Raw genomic sequence first — 18,992 nt, 5'->3', positions numbered from 1 at the left:
ACTGCCCGGCCTGCACGGTGTGGCTGTGTGACGATATTGCGTGTGACAGGCAGCGGCCCGCCATCGCGGGCATGAGCTTGCCCAGGAGAGACAAAATGAAAAAAGTGGCGGCCAATCAGGCCGAGCGCGACGATTACTACCGACGTATCGGCGACAAGAATATGACCCCTTTATGGGAGTCGCTGCACAATCTGGTGCCGAAATCACCCAGTTCGCCTTGCGTTCCCGCAATCTGGAAATACGCCGCCGTGCGCGCCGAAATCATGGAGTCCGGCGGCTTGATCAGCGCCGCGGAGGCTGTGCGCCGTGTTCTGGTCCTGGAAAATCCCGGACTGAAGGGCCTGGCCAGCATAACGCAAACGTTGTACGCGGGTTTGCAGCTCATTCTGCCGGGCGAAATCGCACCCAGCCATCGCCATGTGCAGTCGGCACTGCGCTTTATCGTCGAGGGCAAAGGGGCGTATACCTCGGTCAATGGCGAGCGTACCACCATGCGGCCGGGCGATTTCATCATCACGCCGTCCTGGACCTGGCATGACCACGGTAATGTGCAGGTGGCCGAGGGCGGCGAGCCTGTGGTCTGGCTGGATGGCCTCGATATTCCATTTATTCGCTTCATGGATGCGGGCTTTGCCGAAAACTATCCCAAGGCCGAGCAGCCCGTGGTGCGCCCGGAAGGCAATAGCTTTGCGCGTTTCGGCTACAACATGGCGCCGGTGCGCCATGAACACGCCGGCAAGACTTCCCCGATTTTCAATTATCCCTACGAGCGTAGCCGCGAGGCGCTCGATCATTTGTACCGCCATGGCGAAGTGGATGCCTGGGATGGCGTGAAACTACGCTATACGGATCCGACGACCGGCGGTTATGCGATGCCCACCATGGCGACGTTCATGCAATTGCTGCCGGCGGGATTCCAGGGCAAGGCCTACCGCTCCACCGATGCCACCGTATTCTCGGTGGTCGAAGGCACAGGCTCGGTATGCATAGGCGAAGAACGCTTCGAGTTCGGGCCACGCGATGTGTTTGTGGCGCCTTCGTGGCTGGCGGTCCGGCTTTTTGCCGATGATGATGCCGTGCTGTTCAGTTATTCGGATCGCCCGATTCAGGCCGTGCTGGGCCTGTTGCGCGAAGAACGGATGGACTGAGGCGCGGTGCGCCGTATTGCAGTGGGTCGTATCGAATTATTAGATATAAAGGTCATGGAATGTCATTTGTAATCAATCCTCCAGAAGTGGTGTCGATTCCGGTTGTGGGGTCGGCCGATCGGTTCCCCGTGCGCCGGGTGTATTGCGTGGGGCGCAATTATGCCGCGCATGCTCGTGAAATGGGCTTTGATCCCGACCGTGAACCTCCCTTCTTTTTTTGCAAGCCGGCCGATGCCGTGCAGCCCGTTGCCGAAGGCCGGACGCTGGATTTTGCGTATCCGGCCGAGACCGAAAATTTACATTATGAAATCGAGCTGGTTGCGGCAATCGGCAAGGGCGGGGCCGGGATTCGTGTCGAAGACGCGCTGGGCCACGTCTGGGGTTATGCGGTAGGGCTGGATATGACGCGCCGTGATCTGCAGATGAAAATGCGGCAGGCCGGCCGGCCCTGGGAACTGGGCAAGGCTTTCGACGGCAGCGCGCCCATCGGCCCCCTGTATCCCGCCAGCCAGTTCAGCCATGCCGAGGACGCTTCGATTTCATTGACGGTAAACGGCGAGGTCAGACAGCACAGTACGACAGCCAAGCTGATCTGGTCGGTGGCCGAGACGGTAAGCTACCTGTCCCGTTATTTCCGGCTTGAGCCCGGCGATCTGATCTATACCGGTACGCCTGAAGGTGTGGGGCCGGTCGTGGTGGGAGATCTGATGACAGGCACCATAGCCGGCCTGGGTACGCTTTCGGTGAAGGTGGTTTGAATGGCCAGGTTCGACACCGAAGTCGCCATCATCGGCGCGGGCGTAGGGGGACTGGTGCTCGCTCTGAGCCTGCACCAGGCGGGTATTTCCTGCCGCGTGTACGAGGCCGTCGATGAGATCAGACCGCTCGGAGTAGGCATAAATCTGCTGCCGCATGCCACCAAAGAATTGGACGAGCTGGGCCTGCTGCCCAGGCTGGACGCTGTCGGAGTCAGAACCAAAGAATCCATATTCTTTACCCGCCATGGGCAGTTTGTGTATAACGAGCCGGCAGGACAGGCTGCGGGCTATGACTGGCCTCAGTATTCCGTTCATCGCGGTGATCTGCAGATGGCCTTGCTGGCTGCCGTGCTGGAGTGTCTCGGCGCGGAGAGTGTGGTGACCGGATGCCGTTGTACGGGAGTCAGCCAGGAGGGCGATCATGCCGTGGCCAGTTTCGAGGACGGCGACGGGAATGGACTTGCGCCCGTCACCGCGGCCATCGTTGTCGGGTGCGACGGGATTCATTCCGCGCTGCGCAGGCAGCTTTATCCGCATGAAGGGGCGCCGCGTTATTCCGGCATAAACATGTGGCGCGGCGTGACATCCTGCAAGCCGTTTCTGACGGGCGCCAGCATGGTGCGGGCGGGCTGGCTGGCGCATGGCAAGATGGTGATCTATCCGATTCGCAACAATATCGATGCGCAGGGAAACCAGTTGATCAACTGGGTGGCCGAGATCGAATCGCCTGCGCGGGTGCAGCGGGACTGGACTCGGCAGGGCCGCCTCGATGATTTTTTCCCGGCGTTTGCCGACTGGCATTTTGACTGGCTGGACGTAGCCAGGCTGATACAGGACGCGCAGGCCATATTTGAATATCCGATGGTGGATCAGGACCCGCTTCCCACCTGGACCCAGGGGCGCATGACCCTCTTGGGCGATGCGGCGCATCCCATGGTGCCCAGAGGATCCAACGGTGCCGGCCAGGCCATCATCGATGCACGGTATCTGGCGGGCCAGCTGAAGCGCTTGGGCTTGACCCATGAGGCCTTGATGAATTACGACCGGGCGCGGGTCGAGGCGACCACGCGTGTCGTCCTTACCAATCGTCAAAACCCGCCCGATACCATACTCAGAGAAGTTTATGAGAAGTCGGGCGACAAGCCCTTCGATCGTATCGAAGACATCATCAGCCGCGGCGAGCTGGAGGCCATCTCGAATCGCTATAAGCAGATTGCCGGGTTCGATCCCGGCACCTTGAAGTCCAGGCAGTCCTTTTTGTAAGCGCCGATTGATTCCTAAGAAATAAAACAGGGAGACATTATGTTCAACTCGATTCGTATCGCACTGACGGCCTTGCTGGCCGCCGCATGTTCGCTGAGCTACGCCGCCGATTGGCCCAGCCAGCCCATCACGCTCATCGTGCCGTTTACGCCCGCCACGGGGATCGATCTGATCGCCCGGCAACTGTCTGCGGCGCTGCCCAAGAAACTGGGCCAGCCGGTCGTGGTCGAGAACCTGGCGGGGGCCAGCGGCAATATCGGTACGGAAAAAGCGGCGCGTGCCAAACCGGATGGCTATACCTTCCTGGTGACGGTGAGCACCTTGGTGATGAATCGCACGCTCTACAAGCTTCCCTACGATCCGGTCAAGGATTTTGCGCCGGTTGGCCAGACCTCGTGGGGTACGCTGGTCCTGGTGACGGGCCCCGCCAATCCGATACATACCGTCGCCGGGCTCGTCGCCGCGGCCAAGGCCGAGCCCGGCAAGCTGACGTACGGCTCGCCGGGTGTGGGAACGCCGCATCACCTGGCCATGGCCCTGCTTGACGGCCTGACCGGGATTCAGATGCTGCACGTACCCTACAAGGGCACGGCGGGCGCCGTGCAGGATATGCTGGGCGGCCGCCTGGACTACATGTTCCTGCCCATCCATGTCGCCCTGCCGCAGATAAAGGCCGGGAAGCTGAAAGCCATTGCGGTTGGAAGCCCGAACCGGGTTCCACAGCTTCCTGAAATTCCCACACTGGGCGAGGCTGGCTTAAAGGGCGCGAATGTCGATATGTGGTACGGCGTTCTGGCACCCAAAGGCACTTCCGCCGCGATCATCGGCAAAATGAACAAGGCGGTCAATGAGGTCCTGGCATCTCCGGCAACGGCCGTGGCGTTCGAGTCGCAAGGCATGGTACCCGCTGCATCGACGCCTGAACAATTTGGCGCCTTGATTGCCAAGGACGATGCGCGCTGGGCCGATGTCATCAAGCGCGCCAAGATTACTGCCAATTGAAATAATGTTCCGGATCGTCAACCATGCAGCTTTATAGTTTCTTCAACAGCTCCACTTCGTATCGCGTCCGTATTGTGCTGGCCTTGAAGCAGGTGCGGTACGATTACCTGCCGGTGAATATCCGCACATTGCAGCACAGGGCGGCCGACTACGTGGCGAAAAATCCCGGCGAAGGCGTGCCCCTGCTTGTGGATGGCGACTTCAATCTGGGCCAGTCGCTGGCCATCATCGACTACCTGGATGCCACGCATCCCGAACCCCGTCTGATTCCACGGGAGCCGCCGCAGCGTGCGCGAGTGCTTGAAATTGCCAACCTGATCGCTTGCGATATGCATCCGGTCAACAACCTCAAGGTCTTGCGCTACCTGGTCGAGGTGCTTGGCGCCAGCGACGAGCAAAAAACAGCGTGGTATCGCCACTGGATCGATGAGGGATTGCGTTCGCTGGAGGCTTTGCTGCGGCAATCAGGGGCCGGCCGCTATTGTGTGGGCGATGGGCCTACCCTGGCCGATTGTTGCCTGGTGCCGCAGGTGGCCAATGCACTGCGCATGGGCTGCAAGCTGGACGAGTTCAAGCGCGTCATGGCCGTATATGAACATTGCAATGCCCTGCCGGCCTTCCAGCAGGCGGCTCCCGGGCTGCAGCCCGATTTCATCAAGTAGCCGCGAGGCGTTGCCCATCGATGGATGAACAATGACAGAACGAGAACCTGCAGTGGATGGCGCGCCCTTGCGCGAGTTTACCGATCCCGCCTATATGCCTTTGTGCGCATCGCTGTCGCAGGTGCGCGCCAACATCGATCGCCTTGATGGCGACATTGTGCGCCTGATTGCCGAGCGCGCCATGTACGTAAAAGATGCCGCGCGCTTCAAGCGGGATGCGTTTCAGGTCAGGGCGCCGGCCCGGCAGGCCGAGGTGTTTGAAAAGGCAATTGGACTGGCTCGTGAACATAACCGCGGCTTTGAAAATCTTGAGCAGGTCGTCGAGAAAACCTATAGGGCCATGGTGGCCGCGTTCATAGAGAACGAGCAGCTGTACTTCAATTTTATGGTACCAACAGGAGACAAGAATGATCAGAATTCCAGGTAAATGGAAGAATGGCTTTAATGCGGCGGCGCTTGCTTGCGGGCTGGCCCTGTCGCCGCTGGCGGCGAGCCACGCGGCGGCGTGGCCGGATCATACGCTGACCTTGATCGTGCCTTTCGGGCCGGGTTCCAGCCCCGATCAAATGTCCCGTATCGTGGCCGACCAGGCCAGCAAAATATTGGGTCAAACCATTATTGTCCAGAACAAGCCGGGCGCGGGTGGCGACCTGGGTACCGCGGCGATTGCCCATGCCAAGCCCGACGGCTACACGTTCGGCGCATCGATTACAGGGCCTCTGGTCAACAATACCGTGTTGTACAAAGACCTGCCCTACGACCCGAAAACCGAGCTTGCCCCCTTGACGCTGGCCGTGGACCAGCCCGATGTGCTGGTAGTGCCCAGCAAGTCGGGGATCAAGACGATTCAGGACTTGATGAAATCGATCAAGGACAATCCCGGCAAACTGAATTTTGCAACGCCCGGCACGGGTACCGTGTCCCAATTGGCCGTCGAGCTGCTGCTGCAGAAAATCAAGGCAAAGGCGACTCATGTCCCTTACCCTTCTTCGCCCAAGGCGCTTACTTCCATGTTGACGGGAGACACGCAGTTCGCCGCCCTGCCCCCCATTTCCGTGATGGCCATGGTCAACGATGGCCGCTTGCGTGCCTTGGCGGTCACGTCGGAGCGGCGCTCCGGCGCCCTGCCCTCTATCCCCACCATGAGCGAGGTCGGTGTGCCAGGCATTGTGGGATCGGCCTGGATAGGGTTCGTCGCTCCAGCCAAGACGCCGGCCGATGTACAGAAAAAGCTGTCCGATGCTCTGATCCAGGCCATCAAGAGCCCTGAAGTCACCAAACGGCTCAAGGCGCAGTACATGGATCCCGTGGCCAGCACGCCCGCCGAATTCCGTCGTTACATGGATGAGGAACTGGCGCGCTGGAAGCCCTTGATCGAGCAATTGCATCTGCAGGTGAATTGAACGGGGCCTGGCGGCCGCTCGCGGATCGTGAGCCGGCCGCTGGGTTCATGCGTAGTTGAGGAGTCGTGATGGACTATATACAAGAACCCGCGCGTCAGGTGCCGCTGTACGGCGAATACGATGTGGTTGTTCTGGGTGGAGGCCCTGCTGGAATCCTGGCGGCGGCCACTGCCGGTCGTCATGGTGCGCGGGTCTTGCTGCTGGAGCGCTACGGTTTTCTGGGGGGGATGGGTACGGCGGCCGGAGTCTCCAATTTTTGCGGCCTGCACGCCAATGTGCATGGTGAAATCAGGCAAGTCGTGCATGGTACGGCGGACGAATTGCTGGATCGCATGCGCCGGCTCGATGGGCTGAATGAGCCGCATCTGATTTTCGGCAAGATTCATGCCCAGGCTTACGATATCTCGGCGTTCAAGTGCGCCGCGGACGAGCTGCTTGGCGCTTGCGGCGCGGACGTGCTGTTCCATGCGCTGGCGACAGGTCTGGTCAAGAATCAACAGGGCCAGGTCGATACGCTTTTTCTGGAAACCAAGTCCGGCCGGAGGGCGGTTCGCGCCCGGTGCTTCATCGATTGTTCCGGCGATGGCGACCTCGCTCACTGGGCCGGCATTCCCTACGAAAAAGGAACCGGGGCGGGGCAAATGCTCTACCCCACATTGATGTTCAAGGTCGGCAATGTTGATGCGGCCCGGGCGGGAGAGGCCTGGAAACAGATTCCCGCCCTGATGGACGAGGCCGAGGCCAGCGGGGAGTTCAAGTTTCCACGGCGCGGCGCTATCGTCCGGCCGCAACGGCATGCCTACGAATGGCGTGTCAATGTCACACAGCTTAGCCAGCCCGACGGCTCTGCCGCCGACGGCACGGATGCCGGTTCCCTTTCCAGAGGAGAGCAGGAAGGACGCCGTCAGATTGTCGACTACCTGCGCTTTCTGCGCGCCAAAGTGCCGGGATTCGAAAACGCCTATGTTCTGGATATCGCCCCCCAGCTGGGTATACGCGAAACGCGGCGGATACAGGGCGAGTACAGCTTGACGCAGGACGATGTATTGAATTGCGCCGATTTCGAGGACACGATAGGGGTCAATGGCTGGCCGCTGGAATTGCACGTGGCCGGCGATGTGAAGTGGATGTGGCCGCCGATTCCCGAGTCGCGTGGCTATAACCAGTTGCCCTTGCGCATGATCGTGCCGCGCGGCGACGCGGGAGTGAACAATGTTCTGGTTGCCGGTCGTTGCGCGTCCATGACGCACGAAGGGCAATCCGCTGCCCGCGTCAGCGGCAGTTGTTTCGTGATGGGCGAAGCGGCCGGCACATTGGCGGCGCTAAGCCTCGGGCGGGGAATGGCCCTGCGCGATTTCCCTATTGGGGAATTGCAGGACGTTCTGCGGGAAAACGGAGTATTTCTGGGGTAGGCGCCGCAGTGTGGCGCAATGGAAGTCATTGCAGGCAAGGAAGTCATGAAAGATACGAAACAGAAAGTTCTTATTGTCGGGGGCGGAATCGGCGGCCTGGCGACGGCGCTGGCGCTGGCCCGCCAGAACATAGAAGTACTGTTGCTGGAGCAGGCCGCCCATATAGGCGAAATCGGCGCGGGAATTCAGTTGGGCCCCAACGCGTTTGCGGCGCTCGATGCCCTGGGCGTAGGCGAGATAGCGCGCAAACGGGCGGTATTTACCGACCACATCATCATGATGGACGCCATCGACGCCCAGGAAGTCGTGCGCATTGAAACCGGGGCGGCATTCCGGCAGCGTTTTGGTGGGCCGTATGCCGTCATACACCGAGCCGATATCCATTTGTCGATACTCGAGGCGGTGCGTGAAAATCCGCTGATCCAGTTCAAGACATCGACGCATATCGTCGATGTCAAAGTGGGGCCGGCCGGGGTTGAGGTCATCGATACCCAGGGCGTGTCCTACAAGGCTGATGCGGTAATCGGCTGCGATGGGGTCAAGTCGGTGATCCGGCAGAAAACCATAGGCGGCGAGCACCGTGTGACAGGCCATGTGGTCTACCGGGCGGTTGTCGAGCGCGCCAATATGCCCGAAGACCTTTGCGTCAATGCCCCCATGCTGTGGGCGGGGCCGCGCTGCCATCTGGTGCACTACCCCTTGCGCGGCGGCCAGCAATACAATCTGGTTGTCACCTTTCACAGCCGCGAGCAGGAAGAATGGGGTGTGCGCGACGGCAGCAAGGAAGAAGTGCTGTCTTACTTTGCGGGCATACATGAGCGGCCGCATCAGATGCTGGATCGCCCTACATCCTGGAAACGCTGGGCGACAGCGGATCGCGATCCCGTTGGCGAGTGGGGGCGCGGTTTGAGCACCCTGGCCGGCGACTCGGCTCATCCCATGACGCAATATATGGCGCAGGGCGCATGCATGGCACTGGAAGATGCTGTGACGCTCGGCGAGGCCCTGCGCCTTGCCGAGGGCGATTTCGCGGCGGCATTCAGGCTCTACGAATCGATACGCATCCCGCGAACGGCGCGTGTCGTGTGGTCGACCCGCGAGATGGGGCGCATCTACCATGCGCAGGGAGTCGAGCGGCTGGTGCGCAATCAGCTATGGAAGGGCAAGCCGCAAGAGCATTTTTATAACGCGCTCGAATGGTTGTATGGCTGGCGACAGGAGAACTGCCTGGCCGCACTGTAATTTCCATCCGCAAATTTGCTTCGTGGATCGCCGGCGTATCGAATTTTGCCGGCAAGGCGTGCCGACAGCTATAGTGCAAGGTCCTGGGTCTGGCCAGAGAATAGCGTAAGCTAATGGCTGCGCCTCATCAAAGCCCTGCAAGGCAAAGCACATCTATGGATTGGACCCATCGCATCCGCTTGCGGAACCTGAAAATCATACTCAGTCTGGCTCAGACGCGGAACCTGAGCCATTCGGCGGCCATGCTCAACACCACGCAGCCGGGCCTGTCCAAATGGTTAAAAGATCTGGAAGAAGACATAGGCCTGCCGCTTTTCGAACGCCATGCCCGCGGCCTGAGGCTGACGTCGCATGGCGAGGCACTGGTGGCTCATGCCCAGCGCATCGATGCCCAGCTGGATCGTGCCGCCACCGATATGCAGATGCTGCGCGAAGGCGGTGGCGGGCGCGTGGTAATAGGCGCCTCGGGGGCCGCCGCTTCGGAAACCGCACCGCGCGCCGTGCTGGAGCTGTTGGCGCAAATGCCGCAATTGCGGGTCAGCTTTGTCGAGGGCACAATGGATCGCCTGCTGACGCTGCTTGGACAGGGCGATCTGGATATTGTCATAGGGCGCACCACCACCGAACGTTACGACGAATCGAGCGTGGCGACCGAAGTGCTGTACGTGGAACCTATCGATCTGGTGGCGCGGCCCGGCCACCCCTTGTTCGAGTTGTCCGAGATCGGCTGGAGCGATGTGCGCTCTTATCGCTGGGTGGTTTGGCCGCGCGGCACCCCCATACGCAATGCCATGGACGAGGGGCTGGCGGCCGTCGGCCAGGAGTTGCCGGTCGATCATGTCGAGTCCAATTCGGTGACAGCCAATATCACCATGCTGAACAACAGCGATATGATCGGCACCGCCTCGCACCGGGCAACGCTGATGCTTGCCAGATTGCAGCTGTTGCGCATTTTGCCGCTCGAGCTTCCCGGATACGGATCGGTATCCATGTACTGGCGCAAGGATGAACTTCATCCGCAATCCGTCGAGGCGGGGCTGGCATGCATCCGCCGCATTTCGCGTGACTACGAGAGCTGAGAGGCCAGCGGCCGAAACGCGAACACTCAGTCGCAGTGCCTGATCAGGCTTTCGATGCCGGACTGATCCATGGTTTCCTGCAGGCCAATGAAGACCAGGACCGATACGCGCGCCATGTCGGCGCCGACGGCTACAGGCTTGATCGCGACGCGATGGCCGACCACCTGGACGCTGAATGCGCGCGGGTCGGCGGCAAAATAAACGATGCCCTTGGCGCGCAGCACCTCGTTGGGCAAGGATTTCAAGTTTCGCTCCAGTTGTGCCTTGTCCGGGAAGTCGCCCGTCGTGACGGAAAAGCTGGCCACGCGGCTCAACGGCTTGTCCGCCAGCCTGGAAAAGGGCTCCGGCCTGGCGCCCGGTGCGAAATCGGGCGAGAAAAACAATTCCGGAGCGATGGCGCCGTTGACGGTTTCGATAAGTCTTTGCCGGCCGCTGACGGTTTTTAAAAGGCCGATACGTTTCTGTTTGGTGGCGGAGTCGATCAGGTCGATCTTGTTGATCAACAGCAAGTGTGCGGCGCGGATCTGCTGCGCCACCATGTCTCCGACGTAGGGGTCTTGCAGATGCTGGTCGATACGCTCGGCGTCGACTGTAACGACAATGCTGTCAAGTTCGTAGGTTTTGTCCAGCAGGCCGATTTGCGCGATTTTCCCCGGGTTGGATACTCCGCTGCTTTCGATAATCAGATACTCGGGGCGCGGAGTGGCCGTCCCCAGGCGAATCAGTGCGGTGGCAAGCTCGCCGCCGATGGTGCAGCATATGCAGCCGTTGGCCAGTGCGATGACCTCTTGAGTGCGGCGGGCGATCAGGGCGGCATCGATATTGATCTGGCCGAAGTCGTTGACCAGCACAGTAATTCTCTTGCCCCGAGAGTGAGTCAGTATATGGTTCAGGAGTGAGGTTTTGCCCGAACCCAGGTAGCCGCCGATCACAATCAGCTTGATGGGCTGGGCCGAGCTGATCATCCGTTTTTTCCCGGCGCTTCAAACATCCGTCCGGCCACCACGGTGCCCCACACGCGTATGTCTTTAAGGCGGGCCGGGTCGATTGACAGGGGGTCTTCTTCCAGCACGGCGAAATCGGCGAATTTCCCGATTTCGAGGCTGCCTATCTGGTGGTCCAGCTTCAGCGTATAAGCGGCGCCCAGTGTGATGGCGTGCAAGGCCTGGTCCAGGGTAATGCGCTCCGATTCGCCCAGTATGCGCCCGCCTGCCGTTTCGCGCTGCATGGCGCACCAGGCTGTGAACAGAGGGTTGAGCGGTGTGATGGGCGCATCGGAATGAAAGGCCACCGGCACGCCATGGCGTATCGCGCTGCCGCCCGCATCCATGCGATTGGCCCGATCGGGCCCCATAGTCTTTGTGTAGTGCGCGTCGCCCCAGTAATAAATATGGTTGGCGAACAGATTGACGCACAGGCCTAGCTTGGCCATGCGGCGGAACTGGGCCGCGTCCGCCATTTGACAGTGCTGCAGGGTATGGCGGTGATCGTGCCGCGGGTATTGATCCAGCACGCGTTCAAGGGCATCGAGCGTCACTTCGGTGGCCTCGTCGCCATTGGTATGGATGTGCAACTGCAGGCCGGCGCAGTGGAAGGTCTTGATCAGATCTTCGAGCTGGGCCGGCGGGACCAGCCACAATCCATTCGGACTGCCGTTGAAGTATCCGGGCCAGCGCAAGCGTGCCGTAAAGCCCTGGATGGAGCCATCGACAATAAGCTTGACGAGTCCGAACCGCAGCTTGTCCGTGCTGGCGCCGATGGCATCCAGGACACGCTGTGCGTTGTTTTCTCCGCTGCGCTGGGGAGCATAGGCCGGAACCAGCCTGACCGGATAATCCGGATCGGCCGCGACTTGCTGCAGATTTTTATTGCCAGCCTCCGACAAATCGTTGACCAGATCGGTGGCGGTAGTGACGCCGGCCAGTTGTGCGACGCGGCCGAAGTTCCAGATTGAATCGAGATTCTCGCTGGCGGCGATCGACAGGCCCTGGCCTATCACCCGGTACACCGGCAGCATGGCGGCAAACTCTTGCAGTTCTCCGGTGGGTTTGCCATCGGCGCCAAGCGGTACTCCTTCTATTTCGTCGCCGCCCGTAATTTCGGCCAGATCCAGCATGGCCGAATTCACATTCATGAGGTGCACGCTGGCATGCAGCACGACAATCGGGCGGGTGGCGGAAACGCGATCCAGTTCGCCGGCGCTCAACCGTGCATCGCCAAAGAAAATGGGGTCGAATCCCCAGGCCAGCAAAGGTTTGCCTGAATCGCCCATCAGGGCCTGGGCCTCGGCCAGGCGCCCGATCACGCTTTCTATGGTTTTCAGCCCGCTCCACAATTTGCCATCGGGGCCGCGGCGATCGTAGTAGCCGACATAGACGGCGCTCCACATCGATCCTTCCATCAGGTGGCAATGGCCTTCCACAAAGCCGGGCATCAGCGTCTTGTCGGCAAAACGAGTGTCGATCTCGACGCTGCCCCATTGTTTGACGTCGTCGGCGGTGCCCAGCGACAGAATCTTGCCGTCCCTTACAGCGATATGTGTGGCGCAAGGCTGCGCGGGATTGATGGTGATGATTTTCCTGGCAAGAAAAACCTTGACCACGGGCTTGCTCATGATGAGTTCCTAGTCGATGACGTGTTGATAGATAGGCATGCTGGCGTGTCTTGGCTTGAACAGCACGGTGCCCGCGCCCGCGATCAGGACGTTGAGGCACAGGCATACCAGCCCGATATTGATGCCGCCGAAATGGATGCCTGCGGTATCGGCATAGATGGCGGCGCCCTGCCCGACCAGAATGCCAACGCCGAGCGCCACGGGATTGATGTTTTTCAGGAACAGGACAGCAATGATGGCGGGAAAGAACTGCGTGAATCCGTAGTACGCCGTATTGATCAGGGTGAGCATCAGGTTAGGGGTGACGAGCGTCAGCACCATGGATGCCAGCAGGTAGATCACCACCACAATGCGAGCGACTTTCTTTTGTTTGGCCTCCGGGGTGTGCGGCATCAGGTTGCGGCTGACCAGGGGTCCGATCGACAGGCACAGCCCGGCCAGCACCAGCAGCCCCGACAAGGCCGCTCCGGCCGCCACAACACCGATCAGCCAGCCAGGCAGCAGATGCACGGCGGCAATAATGAACGCATCGTTGGGCGAAGCCAGCTTCAGGTTTGCGCTGATGGCGTAGTAAGAGGCCAGAACCAGAAACGGATACATGAACATATAGAGCGGCATGGGGATTTGCGCGCGCCGTATGGTTTGGTCGCTTTTGGCGGTAAACAGGAATTGCGTCAGCATCGGTATGCACAAAAAGCCCATTGCCTGAAAGAAAATCGTGCTGATCGAAAACTGCATCTGCGCGGTGTTCATGGTGTTGCTGACTTGTTTGCTGGCCGCGTCGAACACTTCTTTTACATCGAAATGCCAGGATACCGCCACGCCGGTCACCACAATGGCCAGCACCATAATGATGTCTTTCAGTACCGCAATGGCCGCGGTGCTGCGCACGCCTGAAATGACAATATATAAGAAGGCCAGTGCGGCGGAAATAATAACCAGGACCACAGGCGCGAATTTCCAGCCCAGGCCATGCAGTGCAACGATCAGGCCGGTAAATTGCAGTTGGCCCCACGGTATCAGGAACAGCACGGCGGTTATGGTGACGACCAGTTCGAGGAACCGGCTTTGAAAATGCCCTTTGAATAAATCGGGCAGGGTCACCGCATTGTATTTTTTGCCAGCGCGCCAGATATGCGGCCCGATAAAATAAATGAGAGGATAAGCCAGCAAAATATAGCCGAGGAACCAGATGCCGTAGGTCGGGCCCTTGGCGTAGATTCCGCCGGGAAAGCCAATCATGGTGCCTATGCTGTAGATCTCGCCGGCCGTCAGGAAAAACACCAGCAGACCGCCAAATTGACGCGAAGCCACAAAATAATCATGAGAGCTTTTGTCTCGAACGGTTCGTCCGGCTCGCAATGCCAGCCACACGGAAAACAGGATGATGCCTAAAAAGACGGTTGTAGCCATGTTGGGTCTCGTTTATGGAATAGGTATCGCGAGTTAAAGGGCCGTAGGCGTACGGTGCCGGTCGAAGCAATACCAGCAAATGGCCAGGCACAAGGAGGTCAGTGCGAACCAGGCGAAAATCCACAGATACAGGAATGGCACACCCAGCAGGGTGTAGCTGACTGTATTGGCCCATGGCAGCAGACCGATGACGCCCAGATAGGGAATCACTACTCCGATAAAAAAACGCAACATGCTTGTCTCCTTGCGGTGTGATTACTGCATATCGATGAATTATTGTTTTTTTTAGAATGCTTTGTCTCACAATGAAGATCAAATGATTTATATTGATGGGTATAAATGACAGTTATATTGATGCCCTTACCCGCCTGCGCAAAAGGTAGAAATCATGAAAAGCCATCATCTGAGGGCCTTGATTGCGATTGCCGATTGCGGCAGCATCCAGGGTGCGGCACTGGCTTTGCATCTGAGCCAACCCGCCATTACCAAGGCCTTGCAGGATCTTGAGCAGGAAATGGCAGTGCCCATGGTGGTTCGTACCCCGAAGGGGGCGCATTTGACCGCGTACGGCCTGGGCCTGCTCAAGCATGCCAGGGCGATCGAGCAGCAATTGCGCCATGCCAAAGAAGAAATCAATGCGCTTGTAGGGGTAAGAAGCGGCAGCCTGGTGATAGGCGCGACACCGGTAGCCTGTATCGGCCCTCTGGCCAACGCGATCATCGACTTTCAGCGGCAGAGTCCGGATGTCAATCTGAAGGTCCTGGAGCTGCGCCCTGCGCAGATCATCGAAGGGCTGACCGACGGCACCATTGATGTCGGGCTGGTTTCACGGGTGGGTCTGCCCGAGGCGCCCGCCTACTATTGGGAAACGATGTACAAAGTCGGCCTCACGGTCGGGGTAAGAAAAGGGCATCCGGTGCAAACGGCATGCGGTCTGGCCGATTTGGCGGATCTGCCGTGGTTGGTCTGGGATTCCAACGAAGAGCCCGGCAACATGCTGTATGAAATATTCGCCCAGCATCGCTTGCCGCAACCGCGGCGAGTCATACGCTGCACCTCGGCAAGCCTGTATGCGATGCTGATTTCCAGCACCGACATGGTTGGCTGCCTGGCGGACACGGCATACGACTTCACGGTCTTCGGCCATTCGCTCCATCCTCTGTCCATCCGGGAGTTATTGCCGGAGCTGAATGTCGGGCTGGTTTGCCACGATGCCAAACTGCTGACCCCAAGCGCAAATAATTTTGTGCGCGAACTGCGCTTTATCTGCCGGCGTTTTTCCGCTTGAGGCGGCAGGCGCCATATAGGCCCATCTTCAGTTCACGGTAACGTGCGCTTTTTCTATCACCACCTTCCATTGCCGGGCCGCTGCCTGTATTTCTTTTTCAGCCTCGGCCGGTGTGCCGTAGGTGGGATTGATATCCATGATTTTCAGTTTTTCCAGTACATCGGGTTCTTTGAGGAACTGGTTGAGCAGCGTGTTCCACTTCATCACGATGTCCTTGGGGGTATTCCTGGGCGCCATCAATACAAAGCCAAAGCCCATGTTGAAATTTTCCATTCCGGGGATGCCGGATTCGGCAATTGTGGGGGTGTTGGGCAACAGCGGATCGCGCTGTGTGCCCGACACAGCGAGCGCCACCAGCTTGTGGGCATTGATGTGCGGGAGCATGTTCGCAACGGCCAGGAATCCGCTGTCGACCTGACCGGACAGCAAGGCATTGACCGCGGGCGCATTGCCTTTGTAAGGAACATGCGTCATTTCCACATGGCTGCCGAGTTTGAAGGCTTCCATGGCCAGATGTCCCGGTGACGCGGCCCCCGCCGAGGCGTAGGTGAGTGCGGTTTTACCTGCCATATCGACAAACTGCTTGAGCGTCGTGGGCCCCAGGCCTGCCCGGGTGACCAGGCCCAGGTTGAATGCGCCGGCCCTGCCGACGACGGCGAGGTCTTTGTTGGCATCGAAATGGTTGTTTTTATAGACGAAAGGGTTGACGGTGGCCAGCGTGTCGACGCTCAGCAGTAAGGTGTAGCCGTCGGGCTTGGCGCGCGCCGCATATTCCCCGCCGATTGAGCCGGAGGCGCCGGCCTTGTTCTCGACGATTACCGATTGATGAAGTTCTTTGCTGGTTTTGGCCGCGAAGAGACGGGCAACGAAATCCAGCGGGCCGCCTGCACTGAAATTCACGACGATGGAAACAGGCCGTTCCGGATAGGCGGCTTGCGCCGTACCGCCCAGGCATAGAAACAGGGCGCCAAGGCCGCCGATCAAGCGATGTTTTAATTGCGTGGTTGACATGGTTGTCTCCGATAGTTATTTGATAATGGTTTTTGGAAAAAAATGGCGGCTCGACTCAGGCAATGGCGCTGGGGTTCGGACTGGTGTCGGTATGCGAGAGCATGGACAGGGCCAGGGCTTCGAGCAATGCCGATTTGCGGGACGCATGCGTGGGCGAGTCCCACAGGTTTTCGAGTTCCATCGGGTCGCGCTTCAGATCGTAGAGTTCTCCGAAATCGGCGGCGTCGTAAAGACTGAGCCGGTACTCTTTGTCCAATAGGGTGCGCATTCTCACGCGGGTGTCCATGCCGAACATGACGCGCTGGCCTTCTTCTTCGATCAGCACATGATTGCGCAGGCCCGGGGTGCTGTTGTCCATGAGCGGCAGCAGGGATTTGCCTTGCATGCCGTTGTAGGGCACAAGGCCGGTGCGTTCCAGAATCGAGGGCGCGACATCGATGGTGGAGGCGAGCGCCCCTTCGTTGTGCCGGGCTTGCGGGCGGCTCGGGTCCATCCATATAAAGGGCGTGCGAATCAGGCTCTGGTAATGGATGGGGCCCTTCCACAGCAATTGGTGATCCCCCAGGTAGTCGCCGTGGTCGCTCATGAAAATAACGATGGTGTTATCGGCGACGCCCTGTGCCCGCAATTCGGCCATGACCTGGCCGACGACGTGATCGATATGGGAAATCGAGCCGTAGTTCAGCGCGATCGCTTCCCGCGCTTCGCGTTCGGTGCATGAAAACAGGGCGGGGGTATGCTTGACGGCCTTTGATAGTTCGCGCTGCTTATAGAGCCACGCCACGTGCGGCGGCGGTGTGTGCGCCTGGCTGGCGTGGAAGGATTCCGGCAGATCCACCTTATCGGGATCGTACATGTCCCAGTATTTGCCGTGGGGTGTAAAGGGGTGATGCGGATCGGGGAATGAGCATTTGATGAAGAAAGGCTTGTCGCCTTGCGCGTATTCGCGGATCAGTTCGCAGGTTTTCCCGCCGACGTAGGCGTTGGTGGAAAGCTCCTCGGGTACGCGGGTGCGCCATGCCTGCCGGAAGCGGCTCAGTTCGTAGTCGGGCGTGGGTATGGCCTGTTCCGGCCCGGCCTGCCGTGCCGCTTCGGGATGCTGCTCTTGCAGCCAGCGCCAGTAGTGCCCCCAGACCTGATCGCCGTGGTCCACGGTCAGGGCGACGCGTGAAAAGCCGTAGAAGGGGGTTGCCAGATCATGGTCGGGATTGTTGCGCCAGTACGGGCCCCATTCCTGATCGTAATTGCCTCCATACGAGCGGCGCGCTTCTCCGAGAGTTTCGGGATCGGTGGGCCGGGGCCACTGCGGACCTATGCCGGTCATGTTCTGCAAATGGGATTTACCCACCAGCGCGGTTTCGTATCCAGCCTCTTTGAGTTTGTCGGCAAAGGTCACGGACTCGAGCGGCAAGGGAATGCCGTTGTGGCGTGCCCCGTGGACGGAGGGCATGCGCCCGGTCATGAGCGATGAGCGGTTGGGCATGCAAATCGGGGTGGCGACATAAAAGCGCTCGGCCTTCCATCCCCGTTTCGCCAAGGCATCCAAATTCGGGGTCTTGATGACGGTGTTGCCGTACGCGCCGAGATGCTGCGCCTTTTGCTGATCGGTGATGAACAGGATGAAATTGGGTTGGCTCATTATTGGGGGTGCCGTGTGCCGCAAGTGCGATAAAACCGGGGGATGGTTGATTATCGGCAACTGATGTATAAATGAAAAATGAAAATAAGTTTTATTTCCATATGATTTGGTTATATCTTGTATGTAAAAAGGCACTCTGATGGACTGGAGCTACAAAATCCGACTCAGGAATCTGCAAATGCTGGTTCGCTTGTGCGAGCTTGGAAACATGAGCCAGGTGGCGCAGGAGTTCAATGTCACGCAGCCGGCGCTGTCCAAGTGGGTAAAGGAATTCGAGGGGAATGTCGGAGCCCCTTTGTTCCAGCGTCATGCGCGGGGCCTGACGCCCTTGCCCCTGGCGTTGGAACTGGCGCGGCAGGCCAAGGGAATTGTGGGGCGTCTGGACCGGGCGCGTGCCGTGGTCGATTACATGAAGGGGCCGACGGAGGGGCAGGTGGCGGTGGGGGTGTCACCCATGGTGGCCATAGCCTTGTTGCCGGGCGTGCTGCGCAATTTCCACCGTCTGCATCCCAAGGTGTTTGTACACATACGTGAAGACACGCTGGATCACCTGAATTCGAAACTGCTGTCGGGCGAGCTTGATCTCGTTATCGGCCGGATCGAGGAAGGCCAGGCTCCGCCTGACCTGACGCATGAAAAGCTGTGCGACACTCCGCTTTGCCTGGCAGTGTGCCGTTCGCATCCTTTGGCTGGGACCAAGAACGTGACCTGGGCTCAGGCCTTGAGCTACCCGTGGATGGCTCCGCCGCCCGGCAGCCCGTTTCGCAATCTCATGGAATTGACACTGGAGTCCATGAATCTGGGCAAACCCAATGTCCTGGTCGAGTCGGCCTATATACACACCAACGCGGTGCTGCTGGAGGGCACCGACCTGATTGCACCCATGTCCCGCGCAACAGCCTGGTGTATACAAGGCGCTGCGCTTGAAGTGCTGGACCTGTTTATTCCCTACCAGGGGTCGGTAAGCCTGCTCTGGCGTCTCGAGGATCAAGGCGAGCAGCTGATCCAGGATTTCATGGATTGCGCGCGCCGGCAGTCCGTGAATATGGTGGTTTAGC

18 protein-coding genes are annotated in these 18,992 nt (G+C 59.3%); 12 read left to right on the top strand and 6 right to left on the bottom strand.

The window, feature by feature from the left end:
* Positions 1 to 95: 95 nt before the first annotated feature.
* The 10 genes from gtdA to ACYVIS_RS05785 all read left to right on the top strand — a co-directional run bounded on the left by gtdA (position 96) and on the right by ACYVIS_RS05785 (position 9,969).
* Positions 96 to 1,148, top strand: coding sequence for a gentisate 1,2-dioxygenase (gene gtdA / locus ACYVIS_RS05830; protein WP_232741957.1), 1,053 nt, complete (start codon positions 96 to 98; stop codon positions 1,146 to 1,148).
* 59 nt (positions 1,149 to 1,207) lie between these two features.
* On the top strand, positions 1,208 to 1,906 hold the full coding sequence (locus ACYVIS_RS05825) for a fumarylacetoacetate hydrolase family protein (protein WP_232741958.1): 699 nt from the start codon (positions 1,208 to 1,210) through the stop codon (positions 1,904 to 1,906).
* Positions 1,907 to 3,169: a flavin-dependent oxidoreductase gene (locus tag ACYVIS_RS05820; RefSeq protein ID WP_232741959.1), complete on the top strand. Its 1,263-nt coding sequence runs from the start codon at positions 1,907 to 1,909 to the stop codon at positions 3,167 to 3,169. It begins immediately after the preceding gene.
* 39 nt (positions 3,170 to 3,208) lie between these two features.
* Positions 3,209 to 4,171 carry a tripartite tricarboxylate transporter substrate binding protein gene (locus ACYVIS_RS05815; protein WP_460873487.1) on the top strand — a complete coding sequence of 321 codons (963 nt, stop codon included), beginning with the start codon at positions 3,209 to 3,211 and terminating at the stop codon, positions 4,169 to 4,171.
* A gap of 23 nt (positions 4,172 to 4,194) precedes the next feature.
* A complete protein-coding gene (gene maiA, locus ACYVIS_RS05810) occupies positions 4,195 to 4,833 on the top strand; it encodes a maleylacetoacetate isomerase (protein WP_232741961.1) in 639 nt (212 codons plus the stop codon).
* A 31-nt stretch (positions 4,834 to 4,864) separates the two neighbouring features.
* Positions 4,865 to 5,260, top strand: coding sequence for a chorismate mutase (locus ACYVIS_RS05805; RefSeq protein WP_460873486.1), 396 nt, complete (start codon positions 4,865 to 4,867; stop codon positions 5,258 to 5,260).
* Complete coding sequence (locus ACYVIS_RS05800; RefSeq protein ID WP_232741963.1) at positions 5,241 to 6,236, top strand: Bug family tripartite tricarboxylate transporter substrate binding protein; 996 nt, start codon at positions 5,241 to 5,243, stop codon at positions 6,234 to 6,236. Before ACYVIS_RS05805 ends, ACYVIS_RS05800 begins: the two co-directional genes overlap by 20 nt.
* 68 nt (positions 6,237 to 6,304) lie before the next feature.
* Positions 6,305 to 7,648 carry an FAD-dependent oxidoreductase gene (locus ACYVIS_RS05795; protein ID WP_460873485.1) on the top strand — a complete coding sequence of 448 codons (1,344 nt, stop codon included), beginning with the start codon at positions 6,305 to 6,307 and terminating at the stop codon, positions 7,646 to 7,648.
* Positions 7,649 to 7,693: 45 nt separating this feature from the next.
* Positions 7,694 to 8,890, top strand: coding sequence for a 3-hydroxybenzoate 6-monooxygenase (locus tag ACYVIS_RS05790; protein WP_232741965.1), 1,197 nt, complete (start codon positions 7,694 to 7,696; stop codon positions 8,888 to 8,890).
* Positions 8,891 to 9,045: 155 nt separating this feature from the next.
* Positions 9,046 to 9,969, top strand: a complete 924-nt coding sequence (locus ACYVIS_RS05785; RefSeq protein ID WP_460873483.1) for a LysR substrate-binding domain-containing protein — start codon at positions 9,046 to 9,048, stop codon at positions 9,967 to 9,969.
* Positions 9,970 to 9,995: 26 nt separating this feature from the next.
* Here the strand turns inward: ACYVIS_RS05785 and ACYVIS_RS05780 are convergent, their stop codons facing one another.
* The 4 genes from ACYVIS_RS05780 to ACYVIS_RS05765 are packed head-to-tail and all read right to left on the bottom strand — an operon-like array spanning position 9,996 to position 14,230.
* A complete protein-coding gene (locus ACYVIS_RS05780; protein WP_460873482.1) occupies positions 9,996 to 10,934 on the bottom strand; it encodes a CobW family GTP-binding protein in 939 nt (312 codons plus the stop codon).
* Positions 10,931 to 12,583, bottom strand: a complete 1,653-nt coding sequence (locus tag ACYVIS_RS05775; protein ID WP_232741968.1) for an amidohydrolase — start codon at positions 12,581 to 12,583, stop codon at positions 10,931 to 10,933. The genes ACYVIS_RS05780 and ACYVIS_RS05775 overlap by 4 nt, the downstream gene beginning before the upstream one ends.
* 9 nt (positions 12,584 to 12,592) lie before the next feature.
* Positions 12,593 to 13,996 (bottom strand): sodium:solute symporter family protein, encoded by a 1,404-nt coding sequence (locus ACYVIS_RS05770; protein WP_232741969.1) that lies wholly within the window; start codon positions 13,994 to 13,996, stop codon positions 12,593 to 12,595.
* A 33-nt stretch (positions 13,997 to 14,029) separates the two neighbouring features.
* Positions 14,030 to 14,230 carry a DUF3311 domain-containing protein gene (locus ACYVIS_RS05765; protein WP_232741970.1) on the bottom strand — a complete coding sequence of 67 codons (201 nt, stop codon included), beginning with the start codon at positions 14,228 to 14,230 and terminating at the stop codon, positions 14,030 to 14,032.
* Between the two features lie 154 nt (positions 14,231 to 14,384).
* Here ACYVIS_RS05765 and ACYVIS_RS05760 point away from each other — a divergent pair, with 154 nt between their 5' ends.
* Complete coding sequence (locus tag ACYVIS_RS05760) at positions 14,385 to 15,284, top strand: LysR family transcriptional regulator (RefSeq protein WP_232741971.1); 900 nt, start codon at positions 14,385 to 14,387, stop codon at positions 15,282 to 15,284.
* A gap of 27 nt (positions 15,285 to 15,311) precedes the next feature.
* Here ACYVIS_RS05760 and ACYVIS_RS05755 read toward each other — a convergent pair whose 3' ends face one another.
* Complete coding sequence (locus tag ACYVIS_RS05755; protein ID WP_232741972.1) at positions 15,312 to 16,295, bottom strand: Bug family tripartite tricarboxylate transporter substrate binding protein; 984 nt, start codon at positions 16,293 to 16,295, stop codon at positions 15,312 to 15,314.
* A gap of 55 nt (positions 16,296 to 16,350) precedes the next feature.
* Complete coding sequence (locus tag ACYVIS_RS05750) at positions 16,351 to 17,934, bottom strand: sulfatase family protein (protein ID WP_460873481.1); 1,584 nt, start codon at positions 17,932 to 17,934, stop codon at positions 16,351 to 16,353.
* Between the two features lie 139 nt (positions 17,935 to 18,073).
* Between ACYVIS_RS05750 and ACYVIS_RS05745 the strand changes: the two genes are divergently transcribed.
* Positions 18,074 to 18,991 carry a LysR family transcriptional regulator gene (locus ACYVIS_RS05745; RefSeq protein WP_460873480.1) on the top strand — a complete coding sequence of 306 codons (918 nt, stop codon included), beginning with the start codon at positions 18,074 to 18,076 and terminating at the stop codon, positions 18,989 to 18,991.
* The last annotated feature ends 1 nt before the right edge of the window (position 18,992 follow it).

The sequence above is a fragment of the Paralcaligenes ginsengisoli genome, assembly GCF_054781135.1.
This window is presented reverse-complemented; position numbering and strand designations above follow the sequence as displayed.